Raw genomic sequence first — 14,198 nt, forward strand, 5'->3', positions numbered from 1 at the left:
TTTCTCGTGTTAGGAAGCTCACACCCTTGGCTTCCCTCTCTGTAAACCGTAAAAATGATTTCATGTCCTTATCGTTACTTTTTCGTTCATGTCTATTTGTTAACTTATTATAGTTATCAACTTTTTAAAAAGCAAGCCTATTTTTACTAACTATTTTCAAGATAATTTTTCATTATATTTCACAATAACATTTTACAATGACTGCTCTTATTACTTTTTTTGTAATTTATTAGCTTGTAAATCAACGGTTCATATATAAATATTCCATTTTAAAACGAGAAGATTTCCACTTTCTAAAATTATATCAATAAAGAATTTTTCAATACAATCTTTTCGTATAACTTTCTTCTAAAGAACGTGCAACGTCCTCTTCTGACGCATTCACTTTCGCATGTTCCATTAACATTTTTGCTGCTGAAGGTAACTCTTTTTTATTTAACCATGATTCTGGCTCCCACACCTTAGAACGAATAAAAGCTTTCGCGCAATGAATATAGCATTCTTCTATTTCAACAACGATTCCAAGTAACGGATTACGTCCATTCGCCTGCATTTCTTTCAAAACTTCTTCATCGTTTGTAATATATGCTTTACCATTTATTCGGAGTGTTTCCCCAAGACCAGGAATAAAAAAGATTAATCCTACGTGCGGATTCGAAATAATATTTAAAATAGAGTCTATACGACGATTACCCGGTCTTTCAGGGATGATAATTTTATTTTGATTTAATACATATACAAATCCAGGTGCATCTCCTCTCGGCGAAGCATCACACTCTCCTAATTTATTCGCAGTAGATAATACTAGAAAAGGAGATTTAGACAGAAAATCTATGCAATGGTGGTCTAGTGATGAAATAACTTTTTTCAAAGCTCGCTCACTTGGTGGCCCCAATATTTGTCGTAATTCTTCCTCTGTTGAAATAATCGATTTTATTCCCTTACTCTCTATCCCCACTTATAAACACTCCTTTTTCTTTATTTTTCCAAAATTCAATACAATTATTGTATAATAAAATTTGCAGAAAGGGGAATTAAAATGACAGAGTGGTTAACGATATTTGATTCTGAAAGAAATACACTTGGGAAGAAATTACGTGATGAAGTGCACCGTGACGGTGATTGGCACGAAACATTTCATTGTTGGTTTGTAGAAAAAGATGATGAAGATATGTTCTTATATTTCCAATTACGCTCTAAAAATAAAAAAGAAGCTCCAAGTATATGGGATATTACTTCGGCTGGACATATTATGCATGATGAAGATGTACAAATTGGTGGCCTACGTGAAATTGAAGAAGAATTGGGGCTTTCCTTCCAAACCACTGATTTAGCATACAAGGGCATCTTTAAAATAGATTATGAAATTTCGAACCTCACTGATCGTGAATTTTGCCATATGTATTTTCACAATGTCATCACCTCACTTCCATTCGTACCAGGTGAAGAAGTAGATGATGTAATGAAAGTACATGCAACTTCTGTTCTTCAACTATTAAAAAGAGAGGTTCCATCTTTTACGGCCATTTCTGTTTTAAACAATAAACCGATAACGATAACATTTACAGATATTTATCCGTATGATCTTGCATACTATGAATTTGTAATTGAAAAAGGAAAAGAATTGCTAAAGAATGATAGTTTGTAAATAAAGTAGGACTCCTAGCTTATATTACCCAGGAGTCCTACTTTATTTATCATTATTGTTCAAGTATCTTCAATCTTTTCTCTACTTGTATAAATAAGCGAATAATTAATAATAGCATAACAATCATAACCGCTATCATTGTATGCGAATATCTAAACAATATACTAATAACACTTCCAATTAACATCATGATGAAACCATTTTGTTTCATCACTTCTGCACTATACCTATTACCCGCATCCCATAGTTCCTTATTTTTCATAGATCGTTTCGTACGATAACCATATGCCGCGTTAATATCTGTCGGTGGATTTTTTTGAAGTATAAGTGCGGCAAGTATAAATATAATACCAATCAATAAGCTTATTCCTATGTTTACTAGTGCATCAATCAATTATATCCCCCCTAACTTACACTCTCATTATACGCCACAACCCTATTTTTCCCAATTTATAACACATTCAGTTTCTTTCTTTCGATGTCTGAAACATGCTTGGAAGTGTTACAAAGCGCGCACCTTTCGTTTTTAACTGCGGAATGATTTTGTCTAGCGCATCTACCGACCCTTGCAAATGCCCGCCTGGAGTTGAATGCTGCAGTATGACACTACCTGGAAATGAATTCCCTAACACATTATTTGTAATCGTATCGGCACTTACACCTTTCCAATCAACTGTATCAACACTCCACTGTACAATCATAAAATTTTGCTCAGTCGCCCAATTCAGTTGATTTTCAAGTATTTCACCATACGGCGGACGTATAAATTTAGGAGCATAGCCGGCTAAACGTTTTAATATTTCTTCCGTTTTTATAATTTGATTCCGGTACTCTACCTCATTTACTTTCGCTAAATTCGGATGACTATACGTATGATTACCAATTACATGCCCTTCATTCGCGATGCGCTTCACTACGTTTGGATACCTTTCTGCGTTTTCCCCTAGCAGGAAAAAAGTGGCTTTTACATTATGTTGTTTTAACTTATCTAAAATTTTTGGCGTAAATACTAAATCTGGTCCATCATCAAATGTAAGAGCTACTTCCGCCTTATTGTATGGTCCTGAAAATGCATACGCATATTTTTCAACCCATGAAAATGGAGTCCATGATCCACGATCTTCTTTTATTTGGACTTCATAATTTTGAGGAACATGTAAAGCGTATGGCAATGAGCTTATATAGTCTCCATAATAAAATGGAGGATACGGCATATAAGCATACGAAATATCTCGTTCTAGCCCCGATTGAAATGGAACGAACATCTCTGGTGAATAAAAATAATACATGATAAAAACCTCCCTAAAATTTCATATGTGATTCAGCTGCACTTTGTTAGAGAAATTGTTATTCCTAAACCAAAATAAGACTGTCCGTAATTAGGACAGTCTTACTGCTTTATAAAATTAATATATCGTTGTACTATCTTTCGGCAAAGCTTTCACATGCTTTAAATAGCTTGTTACTTTGTCATCATCACATTGCGGATATTGATATTCATATGTTTTAGCGATTTCTATTGCAACTTCTCTAAATAAATCACCCATTACAAAGAATGACTCCCAAATACTCTCATATTCTGCATTAGAAAAGGTCCTTTTAAATTGTTCCCACATATCTTCTTCAATATATTGCTCGAAATGCTTTCCAAACTTTCCAGCATTAACTGTAAAGTCTGTTTTCATACCAATATGCCATTCTAGCATTACGCTTAACATATCTCGCACTGGACCTTCAAGCATTCCTTTCGCATAAGAAAGTTCTTCTCTCCATAACCCTTTTGCCACATTCGTACTACACCACCAAAATTCATTACAGCAATCTAAAAACTCTTTTTCTGTAGGCTTTTTTATTAAGTAATCTTTGTCGCTTGCTGGTGGTAATTCTTCCATACAATCATCTTTATCAAGAAGCAGTTTACTTAAACTATCTTGTACAGTAAACTTATTTATTAAATGAACTGGAACTAGCGTTAAATCAATACGATTCCCATCCATGAACTGCATTAAATATGGAAATTTCCCGTCTTCATCTGCTGGAAGTAATGACATTTCTTCCGGCATTTGAACAATCATTATTTCTCCAAATCTATGAATCCAATTATGATTAGATGTAAAAGGTTGTACTTCTTTTACAACATAAATAATATCATAGTCTTGAAAACAATCTTTTTTCACATTCGGATTCACGCGTGATCCATTCATGATGACAGCTCGAATTCTTTCATCTTCTTTTGCTGTATTTATAATTAAGTCTAGCATTTCTTTTTCGGTTCTCATCTACTTATATCCTCCAATTTTTTAATATATAATATAAAGCTATTTAAATTGAAGGTCCACGGGCTAATTTCGTTGTACACGATACACGTTATAATTTTTGAAACTTCTTTTTCATCCCTTTTTCCTCCTCACATCACTCATATATTGCAATCGTGCTCATTGAAATACTATCTCTTAAAGTTATTAATGCTTTTCTACTATGCACTTTTAATTATACAGAAATTTCTGTTTTGTATACAAACAGAAAAAAGGACATCCATTCCATCACAGAATAGATGTCCCTACCTTATTTTTAAATTTAGCCCTTACGGATTAGTAGACCAAAGTCCTGCTGATTTAATAAATGTACGTTTATTTAATTTCAGCTGTGCTACGATAAACTCTGCAATATCTTCTGCTTGCATAACTTTATCAGGATTCCCATCAGTTAATCCTAAATCTACAGCCATATCCGTTGCTACTGTACTTGGTGTTAAAGCAGTTACACGAATGTTATGTTTACGAACTTCCATCGCTAATGATTCTGTTAAGCCAAGAACACCGAATTTAGAAGCACTATACGCACTTGTTACAGGCGCACCTTTTTGTCCCGCTGTAGATGAAATATTAATAATATCACCAGATTGCTGTTCAATCATGCTCGGTAAAGCGGCACGAGTTGCATAGTATACACCCATTAAGTTTACTTGAATAATTTTTTCCCAATCAGCAACGTCTAGTTCTAAAAACTTACCGAACTTAGAAATACCAGCGTTATTAATTAAAATATCGATAGACCCTAAGCCGTTTTTTAACGTTTCAATTGCAGTCGTTACCTCTTCATACGAAGATACATCAGCAGTCGCAATAACAGCTTTTACGCCTTCTGCTTCTACTTCTTTCGCTACAGCTTTTAAGTTTTCTTCTGAACGAGCTAATAGACCTACATTTACGCCTTCTTTCGCTAATGCGATCGCTACAGCACGACCAATACCTCTACCTGCTCCTGTAATTAAAGCATTTTTACCTTGTAATAATTCTGCCAAGTATAACACTCCTTAATTTCCTCAGTTGTTTGTTATATTAAAAGTGTATCTATGTTTATGCAAAAAGGCAATGATGCACTTTCATGTGCGTAGGTTACTTATAGGTAACTATAGTAGTTATACATACATTTTTTAAAGAAAAGTAGTGTTAGAAAGCTTTCCTCCTAACACTACTTTCCTTCATATTTAGGAATACGCACAATAAATTCTGTACCATTCCCTTCCTCACTCTCGACTTTTATTTTTCCTTGATGAAGGTCAAGTACTTTTTTTACAATGGCCAACCCTAAGCCACTTCCTCCATAAGCACGATTTCGTGAAGAATCCGCTTTATAAAAACGCTCAAAAATATGTTGTTTCTGTTCTTCTGATATCCCAATTCCCGAATCACGAATACGCACTTCCACTACTGTCTCATATTCTTTTAACTGAATTGTAATCGTACCACCACTTGGAGTAAATTTAATACTATTATGAATTAAATTAATCCATACTTGACTCATACTTTCTTGGTCGGCAGTAATTTGTACTTTTTCTAAATCAAGATCTAATTCAATTTCTTTGTCAGCCCAGAGTGGTTCACTATTTAATACAATTTGCTTTAATTGTTGATCTAATCGATAAGCCACTCTCTCTGGTATATACTCTTCTGACTCTAAAAGCGTTAGCTTCAGTAAATTTTGACTCAGTTTAGATAATCTCGTTGTTTCAGTTTCAATAATGGTAAGATAATGCTTTCTTTTCTCCTCAGAAAGATTATTATCTTGTAGCGCTCTAGCAAATCCTTTTATGGAAGTTAATGGCGACTGTATTTCATGAGAAACATTCGATACAAATTCTTGTCTCATTTTCTCCATTGCATTCAGTTCATCTGTCATATCATTTATACTTTTTACGAGTACACCAATTTCTCCATCATACTTTTCTTCATTTCGTATTTTTACGGAGAAGTCTCCTTTTGCAATTTTTTGTATCGGTTCGATAATAGTCCAAATCATTGCCTCTCGCTTCGGTCTCATTAATACCCCGATCAATACCCAAATAAGAACAATAAATACAAAGCCGACCATATCACTAATTAAAAAAGTAACAAACGGCGATACGTTTATTTCTAGAGCATCTAATATACTAGATGCTACATAAAATGCGATAGACCAAATTATAGTGAGAAACGAAAAGAGCGCTATGACCGCTCCAATTACTTTCAGTATCTTTAACTTACTCATTCGTTCTCTTCTTCTCATTTACTTACCTCTAAGCGATACCCTAATCCTCTTATCGTCTTAATACTAAACTTCGAACTCTCTTCTTGAAACTTCTCACGTAACCGATTAATATGAACGTCTAGTGTACGTTCATTCCCTTCAAAATCATATCCCCATACACCTTCAATTAATTGCTCTCTTGAACATGTCCTTCCAGCTTTAGATCCTAATGTAAAGAGTAACTCAAATTCTTTTAGCGGCAACGTAATGGTCTGTTCTCCAAGTGTAACTTCAAATGTTTTACGATTTAATAATACGTCTCCAACTTGAATAGATTGTGATATTGTAATTTGGTAACGTTTTAGTAATGCCTTTACTCTCACTACTAGTTCTATCGGATCAAATGGTTTTACAAGATAATCATCTGTTCCAAGGTGAAACCCTTTTACTTTATGAGACGTCTCACCTTTTGCAGTTAGCATCAAAATCGGGATATCATAGTATTTTCTTAATTCAAAACATACATCAAAGCCATCCATATTCGGCATCATAATATCGAGAATAACCATATCAACTTTCACTTCATCTATCTTCTGAAGTGCATCTTGTCCATCCATCGCCTCTAATGTTTGAAAACCTTCCCGTTCTAAAAAAACAGAAACAAGTTCTCTAATGTGCGGGTCGTCGTCTACGATTAAAATTTTAGGTATCAAAGGAACCATTTCCTTTCTACTTAGCATCCTTTATACAGTTTTTACAAATAAATAATCAGCGGAGTACAATCCCCACTGATTATTCATTTTATAATGCGCCTTCTTTAATTTTCAATTGTTGCATTGCAAATTCGCGATACATATCATGCGTCTGTAATAATTCATCATGTGAGCCACTTCCTGTAAGATTCCCTTTTTCAATAAAGATAATTTTATCTGCATCTACAACAGTAGAAAGTCTATGTGCAATAACTAACGTTGTTCTGCCTTTCATTAAGTTGTTTAATGCTTTTTGGACGACAGACTCCGATTTACTATCTAGGCTTGAAGTCGCTTCATCTAACATAAGAATTTGCGGATTTCGAAGTAACGCTCGGGCAATAGCAATTCTTTGTCTTTGTCCTCCCGAAAGCTTCACACCACGTTCTCCAACTTCTGTTGCATATCCGTTTGGTAAGTCATGAATAAATGCATCAACATATGCCATTGCCGCTACTTTTTCAATTTCTTCATCAGTCACTTCGCCTTCAACACCGTAACAAATATTATCACGAATCGTTCCATCAATTAATGGGCTATCTTGTGATACATAACCGATTTGACGTCGCCATGACTGTAATGAATAGCTCGTAATTGATTCTTTTCCTAATTTAATGGCACCACTAGTTGGCTCATAAAAACGTTCTAGTAATGAGAATAACGTTGTTTTCCCACTACCACTTGGTCCTACGATCGCTGTTACTTTTCCAGATTCAATTGTAAAATCAATATTCTTTAAGACTTGCTCTTCTTTGTTATACTCGAAATGTACATTTTCAAGAACTATCGGCTGCTTAGCATTTGAAACCTTCACACCAGTTTCATGGTCCTCTACCTCATATTCTAAGATCGTATTAATTCTTTCAGTTGCACCAATTGCCTTTTGAAATTGTGTAAAGAACATAGATAATTGACTCACCGGCATTATAATTTGAACTAAATATAAAATAAACGCTACTAGTTCTCCTGTTGTTAATGCACCGCTAGAAACCCGCATTCCACCATATCCTACGATAATAACAAGTAGTGCCATTAAAACAAACGACATAACTGGTGAAATTAACGCTTGCACTTTTCCTTCTTTCAAACCAAATTGTAATAACTTTTGTATACCTGTATTTCCTGTTTCATATTCTCTTTTTTCTGTATTTGAAGATTTCACTAAACGAATTTCTGATAACACTTGTGTTAACACACTGGTAAAAGAAGCTGTTTCATCTTGAAGTGCTTTTGAAATCTTATACATTTTTCGTCCAAGTGGCACTAAAATTAGTACAGACAACGGAATAACCGTTAAAAGTAAAGCAGTCATTTTCCAATCTAAAACAAACAATACAATTAACGATCCAACAATTGAAATACCGCCTGTTAATAAGTTTGACAAATGCTCAGAAATTAACGTTTTAACAACACCTGTATCATTTGTCATACGGCTAATTGTATCTCCCGTTCTATTTTGGTCATAATAAGACACTGGTAAAATAAGTACCTTTTTCCATAATCGTTCCCTCAGTCCCGCGACAATCTTCTGTCCAATAAAATTCAGTAAATATATAGACAATCCTGCAGCAATGGTTTGCATAATAAAGAAGGCAACTAATCCAACAATTTGTCCCGTACTAATTGAAGAAAGCGAAAAATTATCTACTAATCCCTTTGTTAACATCGGAATAAATAAACTCGCTCCCGTAGAAAGCAAACTCATTAATAATGCAAAAGCAAGAATCCCTTTCGGAGGATTTGTATCTTGAATAAGGCGTAAAAACTGCCTCCAACTCCCTTTTTTCTTCATTTCATTTCTAACTTCCATTCATGTTCATCTCCTCGTGTTAAACCAAACTGTTCTTTCTAAAACTACAATACAATACAAATGTAAACTGAATGTAAACACACTTTTTCTATTTTTACAAAATATACATAAAAACTCATCTTTACAACACATATAAATATCTGATATTATTACCTGGTACTTAATATTATTCTATGTGGATTATAGATAACTAGTTAAAACACTATATACATCTCCAGTTATTGAAAGGAGTATCCTTTTTGCAAACAAATATACATTCCGAAAAGGAAACAATCATTTTTATTCATGGATTAGTTGGCAATCGTCGCGCCTTCAAAAAAGAGCATAAACGATTTTCTGCCTCCTACAACGTTATAACTTATGACTTATTAGGTCACGGTGACGATAAAGGAGAAGCTATCGAATTTTCATTACAGCGCCTCGTAGATCAATTATTGAGCTTATATGAAAAAGAAGGCATTAAAGAGGCTCATATTTGTGCTTTAAGCTATGGTTGTTATATCTCTACAATTTTTGCACAAATGCACCCAGAAAAAGTATTAAGCATTTGTCATATTGGCGGACATTATAATAACCCTTCTCGTTTATATAACGTATTTCAAAATTTTTGGGAGAAACGAGGAGATGAATACTCTAAATGGCTCTCTCAATACGCAAACACTATTTTTCCGAGCGGCATACTAAAAGCGAACCCGTTCGCAGTTATTTCCAGAAATATTTACTACCGTTTCGGGTTACAATTACATTCGTCAATTATTGCCCAATCATTACGACACCGGTTAGAATTCGATTTAAAATCTAAATTAAAATCACTTCCCCATCCTATACTATGGGTAATGGGCGAACATGATCATCTCTATAAATCTTGTCTTTTTGATTTAAAGTCTATCTTGCCAAATGTTTTATATAAAGAAATCCCGTTAGCAGGACATGCAGCAAACTTATTTCGTCCTAACTATTTCCATGACCTATACGATCGATTTTTAAATGGGAATTTAAAATAATAGCTACTACACTTCTAATTTATTTAACTATAAAAAGGCTTCCCAAGTTTCCCTGGAAAGCCTTTTCTCTATACGAAAAGTATAAAATACTTTTTCTTAGTATGCTTTTGTGTAACCTAATAGGTGCTTGCTCCAGTAAGAGTTGTTTACTGAACTAATACGTACACCAGTTTCATCAGTTTCTGCACTAATGAACTGACCGTTTCCTAAGTAAACGCCCATGTGAGAAGGACCTGATTTATAAGTATTTTGGAAGTATACTAAATCACCTGGTTGTGGATTGCTAGTTTTTGTTTTAGAGCTCCAGTATCCAGCAACTGTTTGACGAGCGCCTGTATGACCAGTTTGATTTAATACGTAGTGAATGAATCCACTGCAGTCAAAACCAGCAGGTGTTGTACCAGCAGTTCTGTATGGTGAACCATTTAATGATCTAGCGAATCCAGCGATTGAAGATGTATCTCCACCTGTTGGCGCTGTTGGTTTTTGTACTTGGTTAGAACCTTGGTTACCACCAGTAACTACATTGTTCACTCCGCCTTTTACAAACTTAACAAAGTCTGCACTTACGTAACCTGTGCGGCCGTTATGGTTAATTTTATACCAACCATTTTCAGCGCCAGTAACGTTTAATACTGTACCGTTCGTTACTCCACCAATTACAGCGTTATATGTAGCTGGGCCTGTACGTACTTTTAAAGCACCAGTGTTAACAACATAAGAACCACCAGTTTGAACTGTAGTAGTATTGTTGTTTGTAGTTGGTTGTTGTGTTTCGTTAGAGACAGCAGAACCACCTTTTGTTACGAAGTCTTTGCTTACGTATCCAGTTCCACCATTGAAGTTGATTTTAAACCAATCTTGCACTTCACCAACAACTTGTACTGTTTTACCTTTATTTACAGAACCTAATACTGTATGAGAAGTACTTGGGCCTGTACGTACGTTAAGTGAAGAAACGTTTACTGTGTAAGTACCTGTTCCTTGTTGAACAGTTGTTCCTTTATTACCACCATTTGTTACGAAGTCCCCACTTACATAACCTGTTTGGCCATTTACATTAACTTTGAACCAACCATTTTCTTGTCCAATTACTTGTAGTACTTGACCTTCTTTTACTTTAGAAATAACGTCATGTCCTGTACCAGCACCTGAACGTACATTTAATACATCAGCTGTTACTGTGTATTTTAATTCAGAAGTTGTTTCTACAGTTTTTGTTTCAGTTACATTCGTTTGAGTTTGTGTTTGTCCATTAATTTCTTTTAGCGCTTCGTTTGAAACTTGTGCATGGGCAGAATCCATACCTGGAACTGCAACGCCTGCTACTGAAGCTGCTGCTAAACCTGCGATTATTTTTTTCATAAGTTGTCTTTACTTCCTTTCCCTACTATCCTCTTAAAAAAAACTTACAAACTTAATACTTTACAATATTATCAAAGTAAAATATTCATCAAGTTCCATTTTTTAGCAAGAGTTTTATTTTTCACACGTAGTTCATTTTAAATGCATGAAGTGAAATCCGTGTGAACTTCATGTGAACTTTACCATTAAACACACTGTTTTTGCAACGATTTTTAAAAAATTCTTATGTATCACATTAAAATTCGACATTTCATTTAATATTTCAATATAGAATTTCTATTTTCTATCCACTATAAAAAATTCTATTAACCTAATACAAAATAAAGTATGTGTTTTCTTATAAAGCTACTTACATGAAGTGTACTCTTATCATGACAAAAATCACTCTATTTATCAATAGTATAATATTTTTAGAAAACTAATTTCCTATACTACCTAAAATTTTGAAACAATTTGACGAATTGTAAGATTTAATTCCTAAAGTCTCATTCACTTTACAGAAAATACACACTCTATTTATTATTCATTTTTACTAAATATGGATTTTTTAGGATACTTCCATTATCATATGGTTATCCGTATAAAGTGAAACTCTAATAAATAAGTGCTTTATCCCCCTTTAATAAAGCGAGTCGGACTTTTACGACCAGGGGGTCGAATTTCAAATGAGAATTTTATTGGAACAAAAAGGGGGTGCACTTGTGAAAAACATAATTGATGATCATGTAAATAAAAATATAGAACTATACTATGCTTCTATTCTATTCGTTTCATTTATAACATTACAAAAAATATCAGCTATTGAAATCCGTAAAAACGAATTAAAAAATCAGATGAAAAATGCCGAGCAAAAAAATCCTTATTACTTATAAAAAGACTGTGTGTTGTTATCTAAAATAAGTAACAGCACACAGTCTTGCTTATGTAGCAATCTACAACGATATTTTACTTAATTAACTAATCCAAAAGCATATGTCATTAACTTATTCGTCTCTGTAAAACGTTTTGTTTTACCTGATGTCCCCATGACTACTGTAATAACTCGATTGTCACCTTGTTTTGCAGTACCTGTAAAACAATACCCTGCGCTATCTGTGAATCCTGTTTTTAATCCATCTATTCCTTCTATATATAAATCTTTATTATTTTTATTTAACATATCGTTCGTACTTACAACATTAATATTATTAAATGCTAACTGACTTTGACGTAAGTGAGTCACTTCTAATATCTCTGGATAATCTTTTATAAGATGATACGCTAACTTTGCTACGTCAGCAGCCGTCATCTTTGTTTCACTTCCATCAGGCTCTTGTAGCCCAGATGCATTTGCGAATTTAGCATATTCCGACATTTCGAACTGTTTCGCTTTCTCGTTCATAAGCTGAACAAAATCTTTCTCCGTCTTTGCGATATGCTCTGCTAAAGCCACAGCCGAATTGTTAGCTGACTCAATCATTAACGCATGGTATAAGTCTTTTACAGTTAATGTGTCATTAACTTGTACTGGGATTCTTGCACCCTCTGTTTGTGCCGCTTTTGCACTCATTGTCACTGGATCTTCCCAACGGACTTTCCCATTATGTACACTCTCTAATAAAAGATATGCTGTCATCATCTTAGACATACTAGCTGGCGCAAAAGCCTCATTCTCGTTATTTTGATAAATAACATCTCCATCACTCGCATCTATAACGATGGCTGCTTTTGCATTAATTTCCGGTGGAATATACTTTTGTGGAACTTCCTTATCAGTTAGCCCTATTTTAGGTAATTCAGTTACCTGTAAAGGTTGTGCATCTACGCTGTTCCCACTCTTTTGAGTCCCTTGGAAAAAGAACCAACATATACCCAAAACTACTACTAATAGGATTGCTATTCTTCCCCATTTTAACTGCTTCATTTTAAAACTCCTTTAGTAAACCTTTTATACACTCGAATTTAACCATAACAACTTTCCCTTTATATCGTCAAGGTAAAAAACATATTTATTCATCTATTGCAATTTTATTTCAATGTATTTATGTTACACTAATAATACAGAAATATAAGAATATTTAACAATACAGTCTCGTAAATAAACTATTTAATAGAAGGGATTCATACAAATGTTACTTCCAAAATCATTGAAAAATGGAGATACAATTGGGATCTACTCACCTTCTTCACCAGTAACCTACACTTCTCCAAAAAGATTTGAACGAGCAAAATCTTACTTACAACAGAAGGGATTTCGTATATTAGAAGGTTCCCTAACAGGCCAACATGATTACTATCGTTCTGGCAGTATACAAGAGCGTGCTGAGGAACTAAATGCCTATTGGTATTCAAGTTAAGATGGATGCAACTAATAAAACAGTACATATTTTAGAAAAATGGAAGGTCTAAAAAATACATATATTAATAAGAAGAAACTATAATGAACTTTTCCGTTAGAAAACATTAAAAAGCTCCGTTCATCACAAACGGAGCTTTTCATTATTGACCTAAATTTTGTACCTTATCTTTCAAAGCTTGAACTTGATCTATCGTCTGCATAAGCTCAGAGTTTTTAAATTGCTCTACATCAATTTTCCCTTCCTCTATTTTCTTCATAGACGTATCAATTAATGTATTTAACTTCTCATTATATCCCACGATTTGTTGGTGAAGATCTTTCGCAACATCTGGTGGTGTTAATTCATTAAAAGCTGGTATATCTTGTTTAATTTCATTCAGCTTCGTTTCCAATTCTTTACGAGCTTCTTCATCATTAACAGCCTTTTCTACTAACGCTGGAGCTTCATTTGCAAATGCACTTATTTCATTTACATAGTCTGTTGCTTTTTGAGCATAATCTAATGAGTTCTTTCCTTCCTCTACTACCGAACATCCCATTAAACCAATTGAAACGATAATTGCAAATAACATTGTTTTTGCAAATTTCATTTTAACCTCCTAAATAATTGTTATTCCTTTATACTTATATAAAAAGTATGTTTTCTTCTTATACACCTAATCACAGCATATGTTATTTTCTAATCTTCATTTTATATATTCTAGAAAAATTACTCTTCTCCTGTTCAATATGTACATCAAGAAGAAATATAACATTATTTCCTCTTTTATCT

General features: G+C 33.9%; 14 protein-coding genes and 1 pseudogene. 4 read left to right on the top strand and 11 right to left on the bottom strand.

What is annotated here, in order from left to right:
* Positions 1-319: 319 nt before the first annotated feature.
* Positions 320-958 (bottom strand): pyridoxamine 5'-phosphate oxidase family protein, encoded by a 639-nt coding sequence (locus COC96_RS03135; protein WP_098267711.1) that lies wholly within the window; start codon positions 956-958, stop codon positions 320-322.
* Between the two features lie 81 nt (positions 959-1,039).
* On the opposite strand from COC96_RS03135, the gene COC96_RS03140 reads away from it, so the two are divergent.
* Positions 1,040-1,648, top strand: a complete 609-nt coding sequence (locus COC96_RS03140) for an NUDIX hydrolase (RefSeq protein WP_098768286.1) — start codon at positions 1,040-1,042, stop codon at positions 1,646-1,648.
* A gap of 52 nt (positions 1,649-1,700) precedes the next feature.
* On the opposite strand, the gene COC96_RS03145 is transcribed toward COC96_RS03140, so the two are convergent.
* From COC96_RS03145 to COC96_RS03175, 7 genes are all read right to left on the bottom strand, one after another.
* Entirely contained in the window at positions 1,701-2,039 is a 339-nt protein-coding gene (locus tag COC96_RS03145; protein ID WP_142339951.1) for an SdpI family protein, read from the bottom strand.
* 70 nt (positions 2,040-2,109) lie between these two features.
* Entirely contained in the window at positions 2,110-2,937 is an 828-nt protein-coding gene (locus COC96_RS03150; protein ID WP_098267714.1) for a peptidoglycan-N-acetylglucosamine deacetylase, read from the bottom strand.
* 117 nt (positions 2,938-3,054) lie between these two features.
* Positions 3,055-3,927 (bottom strand): aminoglycoside 6-adenylyltransferase, encoded by an 873-nt coding sequence (locus COC96_RS03155; protein WP_098768288.1) that lies wholly within the window; start codon positions 3,925-3,927, stop codon positions 3,055-3,057.
* Positions 3,928-4,232: 305 nt separating this feature from the next.
* Entirely contained in the window at positions 4,233-4,952 is a 720-nt protein-coding gene (locus tag COC96_RS03160) for a 3-ketoacyl-ACP reductase (protein WP_000818985.1), read from the bottom strand.
* A 170-nt stretch (positions 4,953-5,122) separates the two neighbouring features.
* Positions 5,123-6,196, bottom strand: a complete 1,074-nt coding sequence (gene hitS, locus COC96_RS03165; protein ID WP_098267716.1) for an envelope stress sensor histidine kinase HitS — start codon at positions 6,194-6,196, stop codon at positions 5,123-5,125.
* The gene (hitR, locus tag COC96_RS03170; protein WP_218009838.1) at positions 6,193-6,870 is read right to left on the bottom strand and encodes a response regulator transcription factor; all 678 of its coding nucleotides are present in this window, start codon (positions 6,868-6,870) and stop codon (positions 6,193-6,195) included. The genes hitS and hitR overlap by 4 nt, the downstream gene beginning before the upstream one ends.
* Positions 6,871-6,958: 88 nt before the next feature.
* Entirely contained in the window at positions 6,959-8,719 is a 1,761-nt protein-coding gene (locus tag COC96_RS03175; RefSeq protein ID WP_098768289.1) for an ABC transporter ATP-binding protein, read from the bottom strand.
* 239 nt (positions 8,720-8,958) lie between these two features.
* On the opposite strand from COC96_RS03175, the gene COC96_RS03180 reads away from it, so the two are divergent.
* A complete protein-coding gene (locus tag COC96_RS03180; RefSeq protein ID WP_098768290.1) occupies positions 8,959-9,723 on the top strand; it encodes an alpha/beta fold hydrolase in 765 nt (254 codons plus the stop codon).
* 96 nt (positions 9,724-9,819) lie between these two features.
* On the opposite strand, the gene entFM is transcribed toward COC96_RS03180, so the two are convergent.
* The gene (entFM, locus tag COC96_RS03185; protein WP_098267720.1) at positions 9,820-11,088 is read right to left on the bottom strand and encodes an enterotoxin EntFM; all 1,269 of its coding nucleotides are present in this window, start codon (positions 11,086-11,088) and stop codon (positions 9,820-9,822) included.
* A gap of 665 nt (positions 11,089-11,753) precedes the next feature.
* Here entFM and COC96_RS03190 point away from each other — a divergent pair.
* Positions 11,754-11,960: a hypothetical protein gene (locus tag COC96_RS03190; protein WP_098267721.1), complete on the top strand. Its 207-nt coding sequence runs from the start codon at positions 11,754-11,756 to the stop codon at positions 11,958-11,960.
* Between the two features lie 77 nt (positions 11,961-12,037).
* Here COC96_RS03190 and COC96_RS03195 read toward each other — a convergent pair whose 3' ends face one another.
* Positions 12,038-12,991 (bottom strand): D-alanyl-D-alanine carboxypeptidase family protein, encoded by a 954-nt coding sequence (locus COC96_RS03195; RefSeq protein ID WP_098768291.1) that lies wholly within the window; start codon positions 12,989-12,991, stop codon positions 12,038-12,040.
* A 205-nt stretch (positions 12,992-13,196) separates the two neighbouring features.
* Here COC96_RS03195 and COC96_RS03200 point away from each other — a divergent pair.
* A pseudogene (locus tag COC96_RS03200) lies at positions 13,197-13,403 on the top strand (LD-carboxypeptidase); the annotation flags it as partial.
* Between the two features lie 163 nt (positions 13,404-13,566).
* Here the strand turns inward: COC96_RS03200 and COC96_RS03205 are convergent.
* Entirely contained in the window at positions 13,567-14,016 is a 450-nt protein-coding gene (locus tag COC96_RS03205; protein WP_098267723.1) for a DUF6376 family protein, read from the bottom strand.
* Positions 14,017-14,198: the final 182 nt, after the last annotated feature.

Origin of the sequence: Bacillus cereus (assembly GCF_002577405.1) — a bacterium.
In the GTDB taxonomy this organism is placed as follows: Bacteria; Bacillota; Bacilli; order Bacillales; family Bacillaceae_G; genus Bacillus_A; species Bacillus_A cereus_AU.